Below are 20,282 nucleotides of genomic sequence, written 5' to 3'. Positions count from 1 at the left end.
TCCGACTCCATTCTTTAGAAGATCTACACAATCCCCGATGCTGGACCAACTCCGCCGGATGGCCGTGCTGGCGACCGTCGTCGAACAGGGCAGCCTGGTCGCGGCGGCGCGGCAGCTCCAGACCACGACCTCCGCGGTCAGCCAGCAGCTGCGCGCACTGGAGCGCGACATGGGCGTGACGCTGCTGCACCGCTCGACGCGGCGCATCAGCCTGACGCCCGCTGGCGAGCGCTTCGTGCAAGGCTGTCAGGCGATGCTCGCCGCGGCGCGCGAGGCGCAGACCCAGCTGCACCACCTGCGCGACGCGCCCGAAGGCGAGCTGCGCATCAGCGCGCCGGTCGGCGCCGCGCGGCAGATCGGGCCGGCGCTCGGGCCGCTGCTCTCGGCGAACCCGGGGATGAGCCTGCACCTGGAAGTCGACGACGGTTTCACCGACCTCGTCGCCAAGCGCATCGACCTGGCCGTGCGTTTCGGCCGGCTGCCCGACAGCAACTGGGTCGCGCAGCGCATCGGCCAGCGGACGGTCGGTCTCTATGCGGCGCCCGCTTACCTGGCGCGGCGCGGCGTGCCCACCTCGATGTCGGACCTGACGCGGCACGACTGGGTGTTCCTGCGTTCCGACAGCGGCGCGATGCGCAGCCTCTCGCTCGTCGGCCCCGAGGGGCGCGAGGAGGTGCTGCGCGTCAGCCCACGCGCGAGCAGCAACAACCAGCTCAGCCTGCAGCAGTTCTGCGAAGCGGGCATCGGGCTGGCGCTGCTCAGCGCGGAGGATGTCGATGAGTCGCAGGCCCAGGGCCGCCTGTTGCCGCTGCTGCCGGGCTGGTCGCTGCCGACGCTGCCGGTCTACGTGATGACGCCGCAACGCGATGCGCAACCGGCCAAGGTCCGGCATGCCATCGAGGCGCTTCGTCCGGCGTTTTCGGGCTCGCCCTCGACAGCGCATCCGACATCGTCGGCATCATCCGCATCGTCGACCGCATCCGCCAGGAGCGCCCCCGATGGCCGATGACCACTGGATCCAGCTGCGCCGCGACCCGCGCACCGGCATCGAGACCGTGCGGGCGCACTTCACCGGACATGCGTACGACCCCCACGGCCACGACGAGCTCCTGATCGGCATCACGCAGCAAGGCGTGCAGCGCTTCCGTTGCCAACGCGCGCTGCACACGAGCACACCCGGGCGCGCGATCCTGATCGAACCGGGCGCGGTCCACGACGGCCATGCCCCGGAGGATGCCGGCTTCACCTACGCGATGCTCTACCTGCCGCAGGACTGGACGACACGGTTGCTGGCGCAGCACGGGCTCGGCGGGTTGTCCGCGATCCAGCCGGCGTTTCGCGACACGCTGGCGGAGGATCCGCGCCTCGTCTCGGCGATCGGGCAGGCCTTCGACGCCCTGCACGCCGGCGAGTCGCGCCTGGGCTGCGACCAGCACCTCGACCGCCTGATCGGGCTGCTCGCGCGGCATGTCGGTGTCTCGGACGAACCGGTCCGCGGGGACTCCACCCGGCTCGCCGAGCGCGCCCGCGAGTTCCTCCATGACCGGATGGCCTGGGACGTCGGCCTCGACGATCTGGTCGCGCACACCGGGATGGATCGCTTCCGGCTGACGCGGCAGTTCAAGCAGTCCTTCGGGCAATCGCCGCATGCCTACCTGGTGAGCCTGCGGCTGCGTGCCGCGCGGGCGCTGCTGGCGCGCGGCCATCGACCGTCCGAAGTGGCGACCGAGGTCGGCTTCTCCGACCAGAGCCACCTGGGCCGCTGGTTCCAGCGGGCCTATCGCCTCACGCCGGCGGACTACCGGCGTCGCTGCACAAACGTTCTAGACCGGGATCCGGGGCCGCCGTGAGGATGCGGTCTTCGCAGTTGAAGCACGCAGTGCGACGTCCATGTTTGATACGAAAGTGGCGATCATCGTCCGCAACGACCTGGCGACCTGGCAACGGCTGAACGTGACCGCGTTCCTCGCGACGGGCGTGGCGGCCTCCGCGCCGGAGGCCATCGGGGAGCCGTATGTCGATGCCCTGGGGCGCCGGTTCGCGGCCATGCTCGGCCAGCCGATGCTGGTCTTCGAAGCCGACCTCGCCGGCCTGCAGACCGCGCACCGCCGGGGCATCGACAGCGACCTGACCCTGGTGCCCTACGTCCATGCGATGTTCTCCACCGGCCATGACGAAGCCAACCGCAACGTCTTCCTCGCGGAGGACGCCCACCACCCCGACCTCGTCGGATTGGCGCTGCGGGGACCGAAGAAGGCGGTCGACAAGGCCGTCAAGGGCCTCTCGCTGCACCGCTGACGGTTCCTCGGTTGTCCGCATGGCACGGTCACGGCTCGCCGGTACATTCGCCGGATGCCATTGAGTCAAGCCGCCTGGGCCCGCATCGTCCCCTTCGCCCTCTTCATGTTGCTGCTGGCGCTGCGGGGCGCCTTGCCGGAGCAGAACGCCCTGGGCCTCGATCCGCGCTGGATCTACGCATTGAACCTGGTGGTGGTCGGCGGCGCGCTGGCCTGGTTCTGGCGCGGCTACGGCGAATTCGACCGGCAGAACCGGCCGCGCCTCGGCGAGGCCGGGTTGAGCATCGCCGTCGGGTTGATCGTCTTCGGGCTGTGGATCCATCTGGACGCGCCATGGATGCAGCTCGGCGAGGCGACCGCCGCCTTCGTGCCGATGACGGCGGACGGTCGCGTGGACTGGCCGCTGATCGCGGTCCGCTGGCTCGGTGCGACGCTGCTGGTGCCGGTGATGGAGGAGCTGTTCTGGCGCAGCTTCCTGATGCGCTGGATCGCGAGCCCGCAGTTCGAGACCGTCGATCCGCGCGCCGCCGGCCTGCGCGCGCTGGTGCTGTCGACCTTCGTCTTCATGCTCGCCCACACGCTGTGGCTGGCGGCGATCGTGGCCGGCGCGGCCTATGCATGGCTCTACATCCGCACCGGCAAACTGTGGTGCGCCGTCATCGCGCATGCGGTGACGAACGGGGTGCTCGGGATCTGGGTCGTCTGGAGCGGACGCTGGGAATTCTGGTGACCGGCCCGGAGGCGCCGCCGCTCAGCGCTTGAGCACCTTCGTCACGGCCGCCGGCCGCTGCAGGTGCTTGAAGCGCTCGAACAGCCAGCAGCGCATGCCCATCACGAGCGTGAACTGGCGCTTCTCCTCATCGGGCAGCTTCTGGTCGAGCAGGTGCTGGCGCGCGAAGTCCTCGGCGACGCGCTGAAGCCGGTCGCGCAGTTCGCGCGCCATGCCGGGGCTGAGCTGGCCGTGGACCAGCATCAACAGTTCCGCGTCGTTGTCGAAGCCTCCGGCGAAGAAGTCCTGCATGACGTTCTCGCGGAAGAAGGCCATCACCGGACCTTGCGGCCGCCAGCGGAAGGTCTTCGCCACCTGCAGCCGATATCGGTTCAAGGGCCGCAGCTCGATGATGCCGAGCCGGTCCAGTTGCACCAGCGCGCGCGTCACGTCCGGCTCGCCCATGCGGTAGGTCGCGACGATCTGCTCGAAGCTCCACTGGCTCAGGCAGCAGATGGCGGTCAGCAGCAGCTTCTCGTCGGCGACGACCTCGCGCTCCTGCTGCAGGGTCAGCTCGCGGCGCAAGGGCTGCGACTGCGCCAGGCGCTGCGAGAGCTCGGCGAAATCGGTCTTCAGCACGCGGCAGATCTCGTCGATGCGCGACAGCGGCATCTCGCCGCCCGACGCGAACATGCGCTTCACGCTGGACTCCGACAGGTCCAGCGCCGTCGCCAGCTGCGCATAGCTGATGCCGGACTGCTTCAGCTCGGCCTTGATCAGATCGATGAGGGATTGCGTGCTCGCCATGGGGGCGGACGTTAGCGCAACTCGCTGGCACGACCGGGTACCGGGATTCGAGACCGGCCGGCCCGCGCCGCGATACCGCCGCACATGAAGCGCGTCACGGCCGGCGTGAGTCCCGACCATCGCGTCCGTTCCAACTTCCAACGGGCGCCGACATGCTCCGCCGACGTCATCTCCTGTGCTGCGGCGCCGCCGCGGCAGCGGGCCTCTTCAGCGCGCTCGCGGCCGATGCGGCCGGTCCGTTGCGCAATCCCTGCGGCCATGCCTCTCTGCCGATTCCGGGCGTCGATCCGCAGTGGCTCGAACGGATCTGGGACGGCCTCGACCTCCAGCAGCTCTGGGACGTCCACGCCCATCTGATCGGCACCGGCGATTCGGGTTCGGGCTGCTGGATCGCGCCGTCGCTGTCGCAGTGGTGGCATCCGGTCGAGTTCGCCCGCAAGCACGCGATCCTCAACGGCGCCTGCGTCGATCCGCGCGCCGTCGCCGCGGGCGATATCGACCGCGCGTACGTCCGCCGCCTCACCGCGCTGGCCGATGCGTTCCCGGTCGGCGCACGCTGGCTGCTCTTTGCGTTCGACGAGGCCGTGGACGCCGCCGGTCACCGACGGCCCGACTGGACGACCTTCCACGTGCCCGATGCGTATGCCCGCGCCGTCGCGGCCGCACGACCCGACCGCTTCGGTTGGGTCGCCAGCATCCATCCGAACCGCGAAGACGCGCTGACACGGCTGGACCGTGCAATCGCCGGCGGCGCGCTGGCGATCAAGTGGCTGCCCAGCAGCATGGCCATCGACCTGCGCGACGCCCGGCTGCGGCCGTTCTACGACTGTCTCGCCGCAGCACGCCTTCCGCTCATCGTCCATTGCGGGGAGGAGCACGCCGTCCCCGGCGCGGACCGCCAGGACCTCGGCAATCCGCTGCTGCTGCGCGAACCGCTGCGCCACGGCGTGCGCGTGATCGCGGCGCACTGCGCCTCGCTGGGTCACGCGATGGACCTGGACCTCCCCCGCCCCCGCTCCGTGCCCGCCTTCGAACTCTTCGCCCGCCTGATGGACGAACCGGCCTGGCAGGGCCTGCTGCTGGGCGACGTCTCCGCGATGTTCCAGTTCAACCGCCGGCCCGAGGTCTGGCGGACCGTGCTGCGTCGCCAGGACTGGCACGACCGGCTGCTGCACGGCTCCGACTACCCGCTGCCGGGGGTGCTGCCCCTGGTCCGGCTGCCCCAACTCGTCCGGGCGGGTGTGCTGGACGAGGCCCACGTCGCTCCTTTGGGGGCATTGCGCGACCACCACCCCCTGATGTTTGATCTCGCCCTCAAGCGGCTCGCCCGGTGGCAGGGAGACGCACTGGCCGCCCCGGTCTTCGCGACCGCCCGGCACTTCCCTGTGCAGGCGGCGTGAAGGACACCCTGGAACCCCGTGGCCTACCCAGGCGATCGGGGCCGGACCGAGCGGTAGCACCGATCGATACCGGGACAGGCGGCGGGTGATACTCGCCGCAAATCTGCAGGGGGACCGGACCGCTCGCGACGACAGTCGCGCCATCGCCACCGGAAACCACTCAAAGGGGCGATGACCCCGGCAAACACACCGGTCCTGACCGACCGGCCCACAGGAGGAAACGTAGACATGAGCACCCCGCACATCCGCATCCAGCGCGACACGCAAGCCTGGCGCTACCAGGTGTGGATCTCCTTCGGCATCAGCGTCGCGCTCTGCGCGATCGGTCTGGCCTGGCTGCCCGGCGCCGACCTGGACCGCGCCTTCATGGTCATGGGCTACGTGTTCTGCCTGTCCGCCGCCTTCGCGTTGTCCAAGTACATCCGCGACAACCAGGGCGCCCGCACCGACACGCCGATGTGGGGCCTGGTCGTCTGGAGCGGCTTCGCGCTGGCGATGTCGCTCACCGGCTGGGGCCTGTGGCGCATGGAGGTCCAGCCGGTCTGGAAGGCCTACCTGCTGGTCTGCTGGCTCTACCTGATCTCCAACGTCTTCACCCTCGCCAAGATGCTGCGCGATGCGCACGAGGCCGACCTGGCCGAGGCGCGCCAGCAAGGCCGCCGCGAGGCCCAGCGCGAAGCCGTGCCGGCCGCCGCTCAATGAGCGCCGCCGCCGACCTCGCACCGTCACCCTCTTCGACTGTCCCGACCGCAAGGAGTCTTCCCATGCGTCCCCGTTCGTCCCTCATCACCCTGTTGACTGCCGCCGCCCTCGCCTTCGGGGCGACCGGCGCCGCCCGCGCCCACGGCGGTCCCAGTGACGCCAGCGTCGCGTTGTCCGCCGTCCCGGTCGCCATCTCGGTCGTCGCGCCCTCCGCGGTGCTGGCCGGCGGCGCGGCCTTCGTCGTCGTCGCGGTCGAGAGCACCGCCCGCGGCACCGTCTGGGTCCTGGAGCGCGCCTCCGACGGCGCGCGCATCAGCGTCGAGTTCTCCGGCAAGGTGGTGGTCGGCGCCGCGACCTCCGTCGGCACGGCCGTCGTCGTCACGGCGATCAGCACGGGCTATGTGATCTCCGCCGCGGCCGAGGCCATCGCCTTCATCCCGAACGAGATCGGCGCCTCGCTGCTCTACAACGAGCGCGTCACCAACAAGGACCGCGTCACGCGATGAGCGGCGGCCCTGCCATGAAGGCGGTCCTGGCGGCTGCCGCGCTGGCGGCGACCCTCGCGACGGCACCGGCCCACGCGGGCCGGCCCTGCGAGGACAAGCAGCCCACGCTCGACCAGATCCGGCGCGGCATGGACCTGGCGCAGGCGACCGCCGCCGCGCTGGACCGCAGCGGCGCGGACGTGGTGCTGCTGGCGCGCGCGGGCCAGAACCTCAGCGAGTACGGGCTGCGCTGGTCGCATGTGGGCTTCGTCTATCGCGACACGATGGGCAGCGGCGCCGATGCCAAACCGGTCTGGCGCGTGATGCACAAGCTCAACCAGTGCGGCACGGCGCTGGCCGACCTGTACCGGCAAGGGCTGGGCGAGTTCTTCATGGACAGCCCGTTCCGCTACGAGGCGGCGTACTCGGTGCTCAAGCCCGAACTGCAGCAGGCGCTGCTGCCCTTGCTGCGCGAGAACGCCCGCGTCGCCGCGCTGCACACGCCGGCCTACAACATGGTCGCGTACCCGTGGTCCCGCGAGTATCAGCAGAGCAACCAGTGGGCGCTGGAGACCCTGGCGGCGGCAGCGGCGCCGCGCGAGGTCTTCAACCGCGCGCAGGCGCAGGACTGGCTCAAGCGCCAGGGCTACGAGCCGTCGGACCTGCGCCTGTCGACCGCGAAGCGCCTGGGCGCGCGCATCGGCATGGCCAACGTGGCCTTCGACGATCATCCGTCCGCGAAGCGCTTCTCCGGCCACATCGAGACCACCACCGCCGACACCATCTTCAGCTGGCTGACCCGCAGCGGCTACGGCCAGGCGCCGCAGAACGTCAAGGCCGCGCCCTGACGACCGCGCGCCAGGCCACTGATCGATCTCCTCCCCCGACTTCCACAGCGAGCCCTCCCATGAGCGACTCTTCCCACACCAGCCAGTTCGCATTGCTGAGCCAGCGCCGCTTCGCGCCGTTCTTCTGGACGCAGTTCCTTGGCGCGGGCAACGACAACCTGTTCAAGTTCGCCTTCACCGTGCTGGTGACCTACCAGCTCAACGTGAGCTGGCTGCCGGCGGCGCAGGCCGGGCTGGCGATCGGCGCGCTGTTCATCCTGCCGTTCGTGCTGTTCTCGGCCACCAGCGGCCAGCTCGCCGACAAGTACGACAAGGCGCGGCTGATGCGCCTCGTGAAGTCGCTCGAGATCGTCATCATGGCGCTGGCCGCCTACGGCTTCTACGCCGTCAACGTGCCGGTGCTGCTGGGCTGCGTGTTCCTGATGGGGCTGCACTCGACGCTGTTCGGGCCGGTCAAGTACGCCTACCTGCCGCAGCATCTGGACGATCACGAGATCACCGGCGGCAACGGCATGGTGGAGATGGGCACCTTCGTCTCCATCCTGCTGGGCAACCTGGCGGGCGGCCTGCTGGTCGCGACGCCGATCGTCGGGCCGCAGCACGTCGCGATCGCCTGCGTGGTGGTGGCGCTGCTCGGTCGCGCGACGGCGCAGGCGATTCCCGCCAGTCCGTCGACGGATCCGAACCTCGTCATCAACTGGAACCCGGTCAGCGAGACCTGGCGCAACCTGAAGCTCGCGCACGGCCAGCTGGCGGTGTTCCGCTCGCTGCTGGGCATCTCGTGGATGTGGTTCTTCGGCGCGGTGTTCCTGGCCAACTTCCCGTCGTTCGCGAAGGAAGTGCTGCACGGCAACGAGCAGGTGGCGTCGCTGCTGCTGATGGTGTTCTCCGTCGGCATCGGCGTCGGCTCGCTGCTGTGCGAGGTGCTGTCGCGCCGACAGGTCGAGATCGGCCTGGTGCCGCTGGGCGCGATCGGGATGAGCGTCTTCGCGATCGACCTGTACTTCGCGTCGCGCGGGCTGCCGCCGTCGGCGCCGATGAGCGTGGGGGCCTTCCTCGCGAACCATGCGCACTGGCGCGTGCTGGCCGACCTGGGCCTGCTGGCGCTCTTCGCCGGCCTGTACAGCGTGCCGATGTACGCGCTGATCCAGATGCGCGCCCAGCCGTCGCACCGCGCGCGGATCATCGCGGCCAACAACATCCTCAACGCGCTGTTCATGATCGCCAGCTCGATCCTGGCCGGTGCGCTGCTGGGCGCCGGGCTGTCGATCCCGCAGCTGTTCCTGGTGGTCGGCATCGCCAACGCGCTGGTCGCGTTCTACATCTTCCTGGTGGTGCCGGAATACCTGCTGCGCTTCTTCGCCTTCGTGCTGTCACGCGTCATCTACCGCTTCCGCGTCAGCGGCGATCAGCACATCCCGGCGCAAGGCGCGGCGGTGCTGGTGTGCAACCACGTGAGCTTCGTCGACGCGGTCCTGCTGATGGCGGCGAGTCCGCGGCCGATCCGCTTCCTGATGGATCACCGCATCTTCCGGGTGCCGGTGCTCGGCTGGCTGTTCAAGCTGGCCAAGGCGATCCCGATCGCGCCGCAGAAGGAAGACGCCGCGACCTACGACGCCGCGTTCGCCGCCGCGCAGGCGGTGCTCGACGACGGCGAGCTGGTGGGGATCTTCCCCGAGGGCGGCCTGACGCGCGACGGCTCGCTGCAGACGTTCAGGGGCGGCGTGATGAAGCTGCTGGAGGGTCGCCCCGACATGCCGGTGGTGCCGATGGCGCTGCAGAACCTGTGGGGCTCGTTCTTCTCGCGCGTCGAGCAGGGGCAGGCGATGGTGCGGCCGTTCCGGCGCGGGTTGTTCAGCCGCGTGGGGCTGGTGGCGTCGGCGCCGATCGCGGCGAAGGATGTGACGCCGGAATTGCTGCGGGAACGCGTGGCGGTGTTGCTGGGCCCGGAAAGCGCTGTGGTGGCTCAGACAGCGAAGGCGTGAGCTGATGACGCGCTTCGGTCACAAGCATGAAGGCCTCCGGAAGGAGGCCTTCTGCTTTTCAGCGCCAGGTATCACGCGCTACGCGCGCCTCGCCGCATCAGCCGCCTGATCCTCAACTTGATCGCCCTCGCCGAGCGCCACACCGCGCTCGCGCGCACCCAGACCAGCAGGCCTTCCTTCCATACAGTCCAGCGGTCGTAGAGGCGCGCGAACCAGGGCAGGCTCATCAGCGCGGGCTGCGTCAGCGCGAAGATCCGCGCGACCACCGCCGTGCCGACGACCTTGGCGAGGACGATGACGGCGAGCCCCAGACCCGGCCGGCCGATGCCCATGAGCCAGAGTGCCAGCAGCTTGATCGGCAGCAGCAGCAGGCCCGGCAGGAAGAAGACGACGAGCGCCACATACGGCGGAAGTCGTCTCACGACGGCTTCCAGGTGACGCAGCACCGGCAGACGGCCAATGGCCGCCATCACGCGCTGCAGCGGCTCCCAGCCCCATTCCTCGAAGAGGATGACGATGGCCAGGACCACGCGGATCAGCCATCGGATCGGCGCGAAGAGCAACTTCAGCATCACGCCATCTTTGCACGGCCCGACTTAGGGCCCTCTGAAGTCAGACCCCGCGCGCCCGATCCGCCGCGAACCGCTGCCGGAACCCTTCGAAGTCCCCGGCATCCAGCGACTCCCGCACTTCCTTCATCAGGTTCAGGTAGTAGTGCAGGTTGTGCACGCTCGTCAGCATCGGGCCGAGCATCTCACCGCAGCGGTCGAGGTGATGCAGGTAGGCGCGGCTGAAGTTCTGGCAGCAGTAGCAGCTGCAGGTCTCGTCGACCGGCTTCTCATCGGACTTGTAGCGCGCATTGCGCAGCCGCAGGTCGCCGAAGCGGGTGAACATGTGGCCGTTGCGCGCGTTGCGCGTCGGCATGACGCAGTCGAACATGTCGACGCCCTGGCGCACGCCTTCGACCAGGTCCTCCGGCGTGCCCACGCCCATCAGGTAGCGCGGCTTGTCCGCCGGCAGCTGATGCGCGATGTGATCGAGGATGCGGAGCATGTCCGCCTTCGGCTCGCCCACCGACAGCCCGCCGATCGCGTAACCCGGCAGGTCCAGGTCCTTGAGCCCGGCCAGCGACACGTCGCGCAGGTGCTCGAACATCCCGCCCTGCACGATGCCGAACAGCGCGTTCGGGTTCTGCAGCTTCGTGAACTCGTCCTGGCAGCGCTTGGCCCAGCGCAGGCTCATCTCCATCGACAGCCGCGCTTCCTTCTCGGTCGTCAGCTGGCCCTTGGATTCATACGGCGTGCATTCGTCGAATTGCATGACGATGTCGCTGTTGAGCACCGTCTGGATCTGCATCGAGATCTCGGGCGTCAGGAACAGCTTGTCGCCGTTCACCGGCGACGCGAACTTGACGCCTTCCTCGCTGATCTTGCGCATCTCGCCCAGCGACCAGACTTGGAAGCCGCCCGAGTCCGTCAGGATCGGCTTGTTCCAGCTCTCGAAGCGGTGCAGCCCGCCGAACTGCTTCATGATGTCCAGGCCCGGCCGCATCCAGAGGTGGAAGGTGTTGCCCAGGATGATCTGCGCGCCCATTTCCTCGAGCGACCTCGGCATCACCCCCTTGACGGTGCCATAGGTGCCCACCGGCATGAAGATGGGCGTCTGCACGACGCCGTGGTTGAGCGTCATGACGCCGCGTCGCGCGCGGCCTTCGGTCTTGAGCAGTTCGAACTTCAGCATGGGCGCGATTATCGGGCCCCGCGTCCGATGGGGTCGCGCCGTGGCGAGGCGTCACGGCCGCGGCGTAGACTCCTCTCGCAATCGGGAGCGCAGACTCCCCGGAGAAGCATCTTGAGGTCCTGGATCGCCGCCCTTGTCGCGACGGCCGCCGGCACCATCGCGCCGGCGCCCGCGCTCGCCTGCGGGCCGTACACGGTCGGCCTCTACGAGTACAGCGGGCTCTACTACCGCGACGCCCAGGGTCATTGGACCGGCATCGACAAGGACGTCGTCGACGAAGTGGCCCGCCGCAGCGGCTGCAAGCTCTCGGCCATCACCGAATCGCGCGTGCGCATCTGGGCGCGGCTCGCCTCCGGCCAGATGGACATGACGGTCTCCGCGATGATGACGAAGGAGCGGGAGCTCCTCGTCGAGTTCATCCCGTACATCGAGTCGAAGCAGTTCGTCGTGATGCGCCCGGCGCTGGCGGCCTCAAGCGGAACGCCCGCGGCCTTCCTCGCCGACAAGCGGCGCCGCGTCATCGTCGTGCGCGGCTACGTCTTCACGCCGACGGTCGAATCGTGGCTCACGTCCCTGCGCATCCAGGGCCGCGTCGACGAGGCGCCCGATCAGCCCACCGCGATCCGCATCTTCAAGGCCGGCCGCGGCGACGCCGTCGTGCTGGGCGCGCACAGCCTGGCCCTCGCGCGGCGCGCGGATCCGGTGTTCGCAGCCTTCACCGCGCTGTCCTTCGCGCCGAACGAGCGCAGCATCGGCGCGCTGGCGCTGTCCCGCGAACGCATTCCGCAGGCCGATCGCGACCTCATGCGGCATGCCGTCGACGAGATGCTGAAGGATGGGACCATCGAGGGCTTCAAGCACAAGCATCTCGGCGATCTGTCCCAGACCCCGTGAGGCAATCGCGTCGGACGACGCGGACGCGACAATCCCGCCCATGCCCCACAGCCTCGCCGCGCCGGTCCACGCCGAACTGATCATCAAGAAGAGCCGCTTCATCGGCTGCGTGGAATCGGTGCCCGATCGCGCCGCGGCGCTGGCGCGCGTCGAGCAGCTGCGCACCGAACACCCCGGCGCCGCCCATGTCTGCTGGGCGCTGATGGCCGGCGGGCAGTCGGCCGCCAACGACGACGGCGAGCCCGGCGGCACCGCCGGCCGCCCGATGCTGGAGGTGCTGCGCCACCAGGACCTGGAAGGCGTGCTGGCGACGGTGGTGCGCTACTTCGGCGGCGTGAAGCTGGGTGCGGGCGGACTCGTGCGCGCCTACACCGACGCCGTCGCGCAGGCGCTGCTGAAGGCCGACAAGGTGCCGGTGATCCGGCTGCGGACGCTGCGCTGCACCCTGCCCTACGCGCAGGAAGGCCTGTTGAGGCGCGAGGCCGAGAAGGCCGGGGCGCAGTTGGTGGACGTGGCGCATGGGGCGCTGGTCGAGGTCACGCTGCGCTTGCCGGAGAGCGCCGCTGAGGGCTTCATCGCAGTGCTCAACGAGGCCGGGCAAGGGCGGATCGGCTGGCTCAAGGAAGCCTGAGTTGCCCGTTGGCGGAGCGATAAGCGCGCTGACCTTCGAAGTAAGCACGCTAACATCGCAGGTTGCATTTTCCCCTACCGTGAGGCGTACCGTGGCCGCAACCATCCTCCAAAAGATTCCCGCCGGCGAGCGCGTCGGCATCGCCTTCTCGGGCGGCCTGGACACCAGCGCCGCGGTGCACTGGATGCGCGGCAAGGGCGCCGTCCCCTGCGCCTACACCGCCAACCTCGGCCAGCCCGACGAGAGCGACTACGACGAGATCCCCCGCAAGGCCAAGGCCTACGGCGCCGAGATCGCCCGCCTGGTCGACTGCCGCGCGCTGCTGGTCGCCGAAGGCATCGCCGCCCTGCAGTGCGGCGCGTTCCACATCAAGAGCGGCGGCGCCACCTACTTCAACACGACCCCGCTGGGCCGCGCCGTGACCGGCACCGCCCTGGTCGTGGCCATGCGCGACGACGGCGTCAACATCTGGGGCGACGGCTCGACCTTCAAGGGCAACGACATCGAGCGCTTCTACCGCTACGGCCTGCTGGCCAACCCGGCGCTGAAGATCTACAAGCCCTGGCTGGACCAGACCTTCATCGACGAGCTCGGCGGCCGCAAGGAGATGAGCGAGTACCTCATCGCCAACGGCTTCGACTACAAGATGAGCGTGGAGAAGGCCTACTCGACCGACTCCAACATGCTGGGCGCCACCCACGAGGCCAAGGACCTGGAGTTCCTGAACAAGGGCATGAACATCGTCACCCCGATCATGGGCGTGGCCTTCTGGCGCGACGACGTGGCGATCAAGGCGGAGACGGTGACGGTGCGCTTCGAGGAAGGCGTGCCGGTGGCGATCAACGGCCAGACCTACGCCAACCCGGTCGACCTGTTCATGGAAGCCAACCGCGTCGGCGGCCGCCACGGCCTGGGCATGTGCGACCAGATCGAGAACCGCATCATCGAGGCCAAGTCCCGCGGCATCTACGAAGCCCCCGGCATGGCGCTGCTGCACATCGCCTACGAGCGCCTGGTCACCGGCATCCACAACGAGGACACGATCGAGCAGTACCGCATGAACGGCATGAAGCTCGGCCGTCTGCTGTACCAGGGCCGCTGGTTCGACCCGCAATGCCTGATGCTGCGCGAGACCGCCCAGCGCTGGGTCGCCCGCGCGATCACCGGTGAAGTGACGCTGGAGCTGCGCCGCGGCAACGACTACACGATCCTCGACACCGTCAGCCCCAACCTGACGTACGCGCCGGAGCGCCTGTCGATGGAGAAGGTCGAGGACGCCGCCTTCACGCCGGCCGACCGCATCGGCCAGCTGACGATGCGCAACCTGGACATCGCCGACACGCGCGAGAAGCTCGGCGTCTACAGCCGCAGCGGCCTGCTGGGCAAGAACTCGGAAGGCTCGATCCCGCTGCTGACCGGCGGGGGCGAATAAGCACCGAGTCGGCACCGAGCCGGAAAGCAAAAAGCCGCTGATCGCTCAGCGGCTTTTTTCATTCGCGGGGCCGACGCCCCGATCCCGGCGATCAGCCGCGGCGGCGGCGCACCAGGAAGCCCAGCGCGCCCAGGCCCGCCAGCATCAGCGCGTAGGTGTGCGGTTCCGGGACGGCCGGGGCAACCGCGGCGTTGACGTTGGAGCTCAGGAACTCCGCGCGCAGGCCGGTGAAGTTGTAGGTCTGGTCGACCGTGTCGGTCACGACGAACTGCAGCGTGTTCACGCCCGCGAGGAAGCCGCTCGAGGCCGCGAACGAGGTCCAGTCCGCGTAGCCGCGCTGGCCGGAGATCGTCGAGATCGCCACGCCGTTGAGCAGCAGCACGCCGTTGTTGTCCGCCGCCCAGTGGCCGCTGAACGAGGCGCTGCTGGCGTCGAAGCCGGTCAGGTCGAAGTTCAGCGTCCAGGTGAACGTCGAATTGCCCGTCGGGCTGTAGTTGGTGTTCTGGTCGGCACCCGGGATCAGCCACGACGAGGTCGCCGTGTTGGGCAGCCAGCTCGGGAACGGATCCGCGCTGCCGTTGCTGACGACGCCGAAACCGGACAGGCCGGCCGCATTGCCGGTGGCCGTGTACTTGTAGTTGGTGTCAGTGCTGCCGGTCGACTGTCCGGCGCCGGTGTTCACCAGGCCGCCGATGGAGGCGGCGGCGGCCAGGCCGCTGAACAGCGCGGCGGCGGCGGCGATCGAAGTACGTGCGAACAGCGTCATGGTGAATCCCGAGCAGAGGTAGATCTTGTAGGCTCGATTGTCCCTAAACATAGGGATTCCCAAACACGCCCAACCCCCCGTGGGCACGGGGGGACACCACAGTCCGAAGGAGGGGGTCGGGTGTTGCCTCCCCGGTCATATCGCGCCAGAACGGCGCGGAACTGCGCTGTGTGGGCGCATCGCGCCCACTTTCGGCTCACGCCGCACCGTCGCCGGGCGGGGCGGAAACGGACGGCGGCACGGCCCCGGAAACCACGAGCGGCTCGATCCTCGGCAGGTGACCGAGCTTGTCGGGATTGCGCTGGACATAGATCGCGCTGACCCGGCCCGGTTGCGGCGCGGGTCGCAGCGCGACGGTCTGGATCGGTTCGCCGGCGACGTCGTAGACGATGTAGCCCGGCAGACCGTTGACCCGCGCCGGGCGGACGCGCCAGTCGCGGGCGGTCGGCATCTTCACGAAACCCACGAAGGTCCTCGCCACCAGGGCGCCGCCTTCGAGCATGCGCGGCACCGCCGAGACCTTGCCGCCGCCGTCCGCCAGCAGGATCGCGTCGTCGGTCAGCACCTTGGCCAGGCCCTCGACGTCGAAGGACTGCAAGGCCCCCATGAAGGCCTGGAACAGGCGCTGGCGCTCCTCATCCTCGACCTCGTGGCGCGCGTAGTCGGCCTTGACGTGCTGCCGCGCGCGGCTCGCCAGCTGGCGGCAGGCCGCGGCGCTGCGGCCCAGCCGGCGCGCGATCTCGTCGAAGTCCAGCTCGAACACCTCGTGCAGCAGGAAGGCAGCGCGCTCCAGCGGGGAGAGCCGCTCCAGCGTCAGCATGAACGCCACCGACACGTCCTGCGCGAACTCGGCCTGCGCCTCCGGGCTCGGCGACCAGTCGCCGGCCTCGTCGACCAGCGGCTCGGGCAGCCAGACGCCGACGTACTGCTCGCGCCGCATCGCCGCCGACTGCAGCCGGTCCAGGCAGAGGTTGGTCACCAGCCGCGACAGGAAGGCGCCGGCGTGGCGCACGGTCGACTCGTCGACATCGGCCCAGCGCAGCCACGCTTCCTGGACGATGTCCTCGGCCTCGGCGCGCGATCCCAGCATCCGGTAGGCCAGCGCCCGCAGCGATCGGGCGTGATCGCGGTCGTAGCGCAGCGCGCGCGCGGCGGGCGAAGGGTCGAGCGCCGGGCCGTTGGCGGCGGGAGCGTCGGGAGCAGGGTCGGGAACGTGATCGGTCATGGCGCGTCGTCCGGAGTCGTCTTGCTCACAAGACGACGCAGCCTACTCCGATGTGACACGACCGGTGAGCGCAGCCGCCCCTCGTCGGCCGACGGAGGGCGGGCCCGGGAACGGGACCCGCGTCGATCAGCGCCCGGCGCGCTCCAGCAGCATGGCGTCGCCGTAGCTGAAGAAGCGGTAGCGCTGTGCGATCGCATGGCGGTAGAGCGCCATGATGGGCTCGTAGCCGGCGAAGGCCGACACCAGCATCATCAGCGTGCTCTTGGGCAGGTGGAAGTTGGTCACCAGCCGGTCGACGACCTGGAAGTCGAAGCCCGGCGTGATGAAGATGTCGGTCTCCCGCGCGCCGGCCTTCAGCCCGCCGCCGAGCGCCGCCGACTCCAGCGCGCGCAGCGTCGTGGTGCCGACGGCAGTCACCTTGCCGCCCGCGGCGCGGCAGCGCGCGATCGCGTCGACGGTGTCGGACGTGACCTGGAACCACTCGCTGTGCATCTTGTGCTCGGCCAGCGATTCGACGCGCACCGGCTGGAAGGTGCCGGCGCCGACATGCAGCGTCACGTGCGCCGTGCCGACGCCGCGTTCTGCCAGCCGCGCCAGCAGGGCTTCGTCGAAATGCAGCGCGGCGGTCGGCGCGGCCACGGCGCCGGGCTCGCGCGCGAACACGGTCTGGTAGCGCCGCACATCGTCCGCCGAGTCGCCGTGCTCGATGTAGGGCGGCAGCGGCACATGGCCGTGCTGCTCGAGCAACTCGAACGGGTCGCCGGACAGGCGCAGGTGGAAGAGACCGTCGTCCGGTCCGCAACGGCCGAGGACCTCGGCGTCGAAAGCGTCGGCGAAGCGCACCACGGCGCCCGCCTTCGGGCTCTTGCTGGCGCGCATGTGGGCCCAGACCTCGCGAGTGCCGGGCAGCACGCGCTCGACCAGCGCCTCGACCGCGCCGCCGCTGGCCTTGGCGCCGTACAGGCGGGCCTTGATGACCTTGGTGTCGTTGAACACCAGCAGGTCGCCGGGATTCAGCAGATCGGGCAGTTCGCGGAACACGCGGTCGACGGGCGGATCGGACCGGCCGTCGAGCAGACGCGAGGCGCTGCGTTCCGCGGCGGGGTGTTGGGCGATGAGGTCGGGAGGCAGAGCGAAATCGAAATCGCTCACCGAGAAGGTTCGGGACATGGGAACGATTTTCCCACTACTGCCAGCGCGCCCCCTGCTGCAGCAGCATCGCCAGCCGCCCGCTGCCCTGCAGATCGCCGATGCCGCGGCTCAGCGCGGCGGCGAAGCGCTCGCCTTCGGGCCGGATCTTCGAGAACACCGTGAACAGCGGGATCTCCGACACCGAGGGCTCCAGCCACACCAGCTTGCCGGCGGCCTCGCGCAGGTGCGTCTCCAGCAGATGGGCGCCAACGCCCTTGTCGATCAGCGCCAGATCGACGCGACCGGCCAGCAGCTTGCGCAGGTTGGCGAGGTCGTCGACGGCGCTCTCGATGGGCAGGTTCGCGGCGTCGAAACGGGGTGGATTCGCGTAGCCGTTGACGACGCCGATGCGCACCTCGCGCAGCGCGGCGAGGTCGTCGACGCGAAGCCTGTGATCCGCGCGCGCCATGAAGCCGAGCTGGTTGAGGATGCCCAGCGCTTGCGGGAAGCGCATCGTGCGCTCGCGCTCCGCCGAGCGCCACGCGCCGATGACGCCGTCATGTTCACCGCGCTGGAATTCGAGCAGCGCCCGCGCCCAGGGGCGGAAGGTGAGCGTCATCGACCGGCCCGACTGACGCAGGGCCGCGCGGGTGACCTCGCAGGCGATGCCGCCGCCCGGCAAGGTGCTGCCGGTGTAGGGCGGGAATTCGGTGGCGACCATCCGCACCGGCGCATCCTCCGCCTGCGCCGGCAGCGCCGGCATGGCGGTGGCGGCGAGCCAGAGCAGGCTCTTGCGGCGGGTGGTCATGGGCGGACGGGGTGAGTTGGATCGATGAGGGCAGACGGCCGGCAGGCGCGTCTGGGCCAGCCTAGCAGCCGTGAGTGGCGTGCGACTCCCCTCCGACCCGGGTGCGAACGCCAGAACGGCGGGCCTAACGGGCAATCGATCACGGCCACGCGCGAAATGCATCGGTATCGGGCCGGCGTTCGATGTGCCCATCCGCCGTCGTCCGCCCTCCCTGGTCACGTCCGGGACAGGGCGGCGTCCGAGGCAGAATCCTGCCCATATGTCCGAGGCCAGCACCGCTCCATCGTCGCCGCCGCCGCCCGCGAAACCGGGTCGCGCGGGAGCGGGCGGAGAGGCCGCGCCGTCCAAGTCCGCGCCGCAGAAGGCGATGGAAAAGATGGGCCTGACGCGCGACATCGACCTCGCGCTGCACCTGCCGCTGCGCTACGAGGACGAGACCACGCTGACGCCGCTGGACCGCGCCCGCGATGGCGACACGCTCCAGTGCGAAGGCGAGGTCATCGAGAGCCGCATCGAGATCCGCGGCCGCCGGCAACTGCTGGTCAAGCTGCGCGACGACGACGGCGCGCTGCTGACGCTGCGCTTCCTCCACTTCTATCCCGCGCATCAGAAGACGATGGCGGTCGGCACCCGCGTGCGGGTGCGCGGCGAAATCCGCGTGGGCTTCTTCGGTCGCGAGATGGTCCATCCGAGCTTCCGCAAGGTCGACGTGGACACGCCGCTGTCGACCTCGTTGACGCCGGTCTACCCGACCAGCGCCCAGCTGCCGCAGGCCTACCTGCGCAAGGCCGTCGCGTCCGCGCTGCGCAGAGCGCCGCTGGACGAGGTCCTGCCGCTCGCGCTCGTCCCCAAGGGGCTGCCGGCGCTGCGCGACGCGCTCAACTTCCTGCACCACCCGCCGCCGTCGGCCGGCCTGTCGACGCTGGAGGACCACACCCATCCGGCCTGGCAGCGGCTCAAGTTCGAAGAGCTGCTCGCACAGCAGCTCAGCCAGCAGCGGGCCCAGCGCGAGCGGGCCCATCTGCGCGCACCGCCGCTGCGTGGCAGGCCCGGCGGCCTGCATGAACGACTGCTCGCCGCCCTGCCCTTCGCGCTGACCGGCGCGCAGCACCGTGTCGCCGAGGAGGTCGCCGCCGACCTGGCCCGCCCGCAACCGATGCACCGCCTGCTGCAGGGCGACGTCGGGTCGGGCAAGACCGTGGTGGCCGCGCTCGCGGCCGCCGTGGCGATCGACGCCGGCTGGCAATGCGCGCTGATGGCGCCCACCGAGATCCTGGCCGAGCAGCACTTCCGCAAGCTCATCGGCTGGCTGGAGCCGCTGGGCATCCGCGTCGCCTGGATCACCGGCAGCATCAAGGGCAAGGCGCGGCAGAAGATGCTCGACGCGGCCGCCTCGGGCGAGGCCACGCTGATCGTCGGCACGCACGCGGTGATCGAGGACAAGGTGCGCTTCCACCGGCTGGGGCTGGCGATCATCGACGAGCAGCACCGCTTCGGCGTCGCGCAGCGGCTGGCGCTGCGCAAGAAGCTCGCGGACGAGGCCACCGGCGCCGCGGGCGCGGGCGCCTCGGGCTCAAGCCCGCTCGAGCCGCACCTGCTGATGATGAGCGCCACGCCGATCCCGCGCACGCTGGCGATGACCTACTTCGCCGACCTGGACGTGTCGACGATCGACGAACTGCCGCCGGGACGCAGCCCGATCGTCACGCGCGTCTTCGCGGACAGCAGACGCGACGACGTCATCGAGAAGATCGCCGCCGCCGTCGAGGACGGGCGGCAGGTCTACTGGGTCTGCCCGCTGATCGAGGAGTCGGAAGCGCTCGATCTCAAGAACGCCACCGAGACGCATGCCGAGCTCGGGGCCGCGCTGCCGGGGAAGATGGTCGGACTGCTGCACGGCCGCATGCCGTCGGCGGAGAAGGCCGCGGTGATGTCGCTGTTCAGCGGCGGGCAGATGCAGATCCTCGTCGCGACGACCGTCATCGAGGTCGGCGTCGACGTGCCCAACGCCAGCGTGATGGTCATCGAACACGCGGAGCGCTTCGGCCTGTCGCAGCTGCACCAGCTGCGCGGCCGCGTGGGGCGCGGATCGGTCGCCAGCGTGTGCGTCCTGATCTACACCGGGCCGCTCTCGGACACCGGCAAGTCGCGCCTGCGCGCGATGGCCGAGACCACGGACGGCTTCGAGATCGCGCGACGCGACCTCGACATCCGCGGACCGGGGGAATTCATGGGCGCGCGCCAGAGCGGCGCGCAGTTGCTGCGCTTCGCCGATCTGCAGGAAGACGCGCCGCTGCTGAGCGCGGCGCGGGCGCTGGCGCCCCGTCTGCTCGACGAGCAGCCGCGCGCCGCGCAGCTGCAGGTCGAGCGGTGGCTCGGTCACAAGACCGAGTACCTCAAGGCCTGAACGCTCAGGGCCGGA

20 protein-coding genes are annotated in these 20,282 nt (G+C 69.8%); 13 read left to right on the top strand and 7 right to left on the bottom strand.

All coding sequences use genetic code 11. From position 1 onward, the window contains the following. Positions 1-37: 37 nt before the first annotated feature. Genes AC07PR_RS27425 through AC07PR_RS27410 form a run of 4 tightly spaced genes read left to right on the top strand, consistent with a single transcriptional unit; the run spans position 38 to position 3,027 of the window. Entirely contained in the window at positions 38-1,009 is a 972-nt protein-coding gene (locus tag AC07PR_RS27425; protein WP_377158717.1) for a LysR family transcriptional regulator, read from the top strand. After that, positions 999-1,850 (top strand): AraC family ligand binding domain-containing protein, encoded by an 852-nt coding sequence (locus AC07PR_RS27420; RefSeq protein ID WP_483108374.1) that lies wholly within the window; start codon positions 999-1,001, stop codon positions 1,848-1,850. The genes AC07PR_RS27425 and AC07PR_RS27420 overlap by 11 nt, the downstream gene beginning before the upstream one ends. 40 nt (positions 1,851-1,890) lie before the next feature. Further along, complete coding sequence (locus tag AC07PR_RS27415; protein WP_483108373.1) at positions 1,891-2,298, top strand: DUF2000 family protein; 408 nt, start codon at positions 1,891-1,893, stop codon at positions 2,296-2,298. Between the two features lie 54 nt (positions 2,299-2,352). Continuing rightward, positions 2,353-3,027 (top strand): CAAX prenyl protease-related protein, encoded by a 675-nt coding sequence (locus AC07PR_RS27410; protein ID WP_377158721.1) that lies wholly within the window; start codon positions 2,353-2,355, stop codon positions 3,025-3,027. 21 nt (positions 3,028-3,048) lie between these two features. Here the strand turns inward: AC07PR_RS27410 and AC07PR_RS27405 are convergent, their stop codons facing one another. Then, the gene (locus AC07PR_RS27405) at positions 3,049-3,813 is read right to left on the bottom strand and encodes a helix-turn-helix domain-containing protein (protein WP_495137147.1); all 765 of its coding nucleotides are present in this window, start codon (positions 3,811-3,813) and stop codon (positions 3,049-3,051) included. Between the two features lie 152 nt (positions 3,814-3,965). Here AC07PR_RS27405 and AC07PR_RS27400 point away from each other — a divergent pair, with 152 nt between their 5' ends. The 5 genes from AC07PR_RS27400 (at position 3,966) to AC07PR_RS27380 (ending at position 9,233) form a co-directional block, all read left to right on the top strand. Beyond that, positions 3,966-5,213 carry an amidohydrolase family protein gene (locus AC07PR_RS27400; protein ID WP_495137146.1) on the top strand — a complete coding sequence of 416 codons (1,248 nt, stop codon included), beginning with the start codon at positions 3,966-3,968 and terminating at the stop codon, positions 5,211-5,213. 228 nt (positions 5,214-5,441) lie between these two features. Further along, positions 5,442-5,915 (top strand): YiaA/YiaB family inner membrane protein, encoded by a 474-nt coding sequence (locus tag AC07PR_RS27395; RefSeq protein ID WP_377158725.1) that lies wholly within the window; start codon positions 5,442-5,444, stop codon positions 5,913-5,915. 62 nt (positions 5,916-5,977) lie between these two features. Beyond that, positions 5,978-6,421 (top strand): hypothetical protein, encoded by a 444-nt coding sequence (locus AC07PR_RS27390; protein ID WP_495137145.1) that lies wholly within the window; start codon positions 5,978-5,980, stop codon positions 6,419-6,421. Next, positions 6,418-7,248: a DUF2145 domain-containing protein gene (locus AC07PR_RS27385; protein WP_495137144.1), complete on the top strand. Its 831-nt coding sequence runs from the start codon at positions 6,418-6,420 to the stop codon at positions 7,246-7,248. Before AC07PR_RS27390 ends, AC07PR_RS27385 begins: the two co-directional genes overlap by 4 nt. Before the next feature lie 59 nt (positions 7,249-7,307). After that, positions 7,308-9,233: an MFS transporter gene (locus AC07PR_RS27380; protein WP_495137143.1), complete on the top strand. Its 1,926-nt coding sequence runs from the start codon at positions 7,308-7,310 to the stop codon at positions 9,231-9,233. A 71-nt stretch (positions 9,234-9,304) separates the two neighbouring features. Here the strand turns inward: AC07PR_RS27380 and AC07PR_RS27375 are convergent, their stop codons facing one another. Next, complete coding sequence (locus tag AC07PR_RS27375; RefSeq protein WP_495137142.1) at positions 9,305-9,805, bottom strand: hypothetical protein; 501 nt, start codon at positions 9,803-9,805, stop codon at positions 9,305-9,307. A 40-nt stretch (positions 9,806-9,845) separates the two neighbouring features. Beyond that, a complete protein-coding gene (tgt, locus tag AC07PR_RS27370) occupies positions 9,846-10,973 on the bottom strand; it encodes a tRNA guanosine(34) transglycosylase Tgt (protein ID WP_431100981.1) in 1,128 nt (375 codons plus the stop codon). Positions 10,974-11,084: 111 nt separating this feature from the next. Here tgt and AC07PR_RS27365 point away from each other — a divergent pair, with 111 nt between their 5' ends. The 3 genes from AC07PR_RS27365 (at position 11,085) to argG (ending at position 13,930) form a co-directional block, all read left to right on the top strand. Further along, a complete protein-coding gene (locus AC07PR_RS27365; protein ID WP_495137141.1) occupies positions 11,085-11,867 on the top strand; it encodes a substrate-binding periplasmic protein in 783 nt (260 codons plus the stop codon). Between the two features lie 40 nt (positions 11,868-11,907). After that, the gene (locus tag AC07PR_RS27360) at positions 11,908-12,498 is read left to right on the top strand and encodes an IMPACT family protein (RefSeq protein ID WP_483108365.1); all 591 of its coding nucleotides are present in this window, start codon (positions 11,908-11,910) and stop codon (positions 12,496-12,498) included. A 91-nt stretch (positions 12,499-12,589) separates the two neighbouring features. Then, positions 12,590-13,930, top strand: a complete 1,341-nt coding sequence (gene argG, locus AC07PR_RS27355; RefSeq protein WP_483108364.1) for an argininosuccinate synthase — start codon at positions 12,590-12,592, stop codon at positions 13,928-13,930. A gap of 91 nt (positions 13,931-14,021) precedes the next feature. Here the strand turns inward: argG and AC07PR_RS27350 are convergent, their stop codons facing one another. The 4 genes from AC07PR_RS27350 to AC07PR_RS27335 form a co-directional block, all read right to left on the bottom strand. Further along, positions 14,022-14,696, bottom strand: coding sequence for a PEP-CTERM sorting domain-containing protein (locus AC07PR_RS27350; protein WP_377158740.1), 675 nt, complete (start codon positions 14,694-14,696; stop codon positions 14,022-14,024). A gap of 196 nt (positions 14,697-14,892) precedes the next feature. Then, a complete protein-coding gene (gene sigJ, locus AC07PR_RS27345; protein ID WP_483108363.1) occupies positions 14,893-15,921 on the bottom strand; it encodes an RNA polymerase sigma factor SigJ in 1,029 nt (342 codons plus the stop codon). A gap of 126 nt (positions 15,922-16,047) precedes the next feature. Then, a complete protein-coding gene (queA, locus tag AC07PR_RS27340; protein WP_377158742.1) occupies positions 16,048-17,091 on the bottom strand; it encodes a tRNA preQ1(34) S-adenosylmethionine ribosyltransferase-isomerase QueA in 1,044 nt (347 codons plus the stop codon). A 16-nt stretch (positions 17,092-17,107) separates the two neighbouring features. Next, positions 17,108-17,860, bottom strand: coding sequence for a substrate-binding periplasmic protein (locus AC07PR_RS27335; protein ID WP_495137140.1), 753 nt, complete (start codon positions 17,858-17,860; stop codon positions 17,108-17,110). A 259-nt stretch (positions 17,861-18,119) separates the two neighbouring features. On the opposite strand from AC07PR_RS27335, the gene recG reads away from it, so the two are divergent. After that, positions 18,120-20,267 carry an ATP-dependent DNA helicase RecG gene (gene recG, locus AC07PR_RS27330; protein WP_483108362.1) on the top strand — a complete coding sequence of 716 codons (2,148 nt, stop codon included), beginning with the start codon at positions 18,120-18,122 and terminating at the stop codon, positions 20,265-20,267. Positions 20,268-20,282: the final 15 nt, after the last annotated feature.

The organism is Roseateles sp. GW821-FHT09H11 (assembly GCF_059415845.1).
The sequence above is the reverse complement of the archived record's forward strand: the minus strand, read 5'-3'. Positions and strand labels throughout refer to the sequence as shown.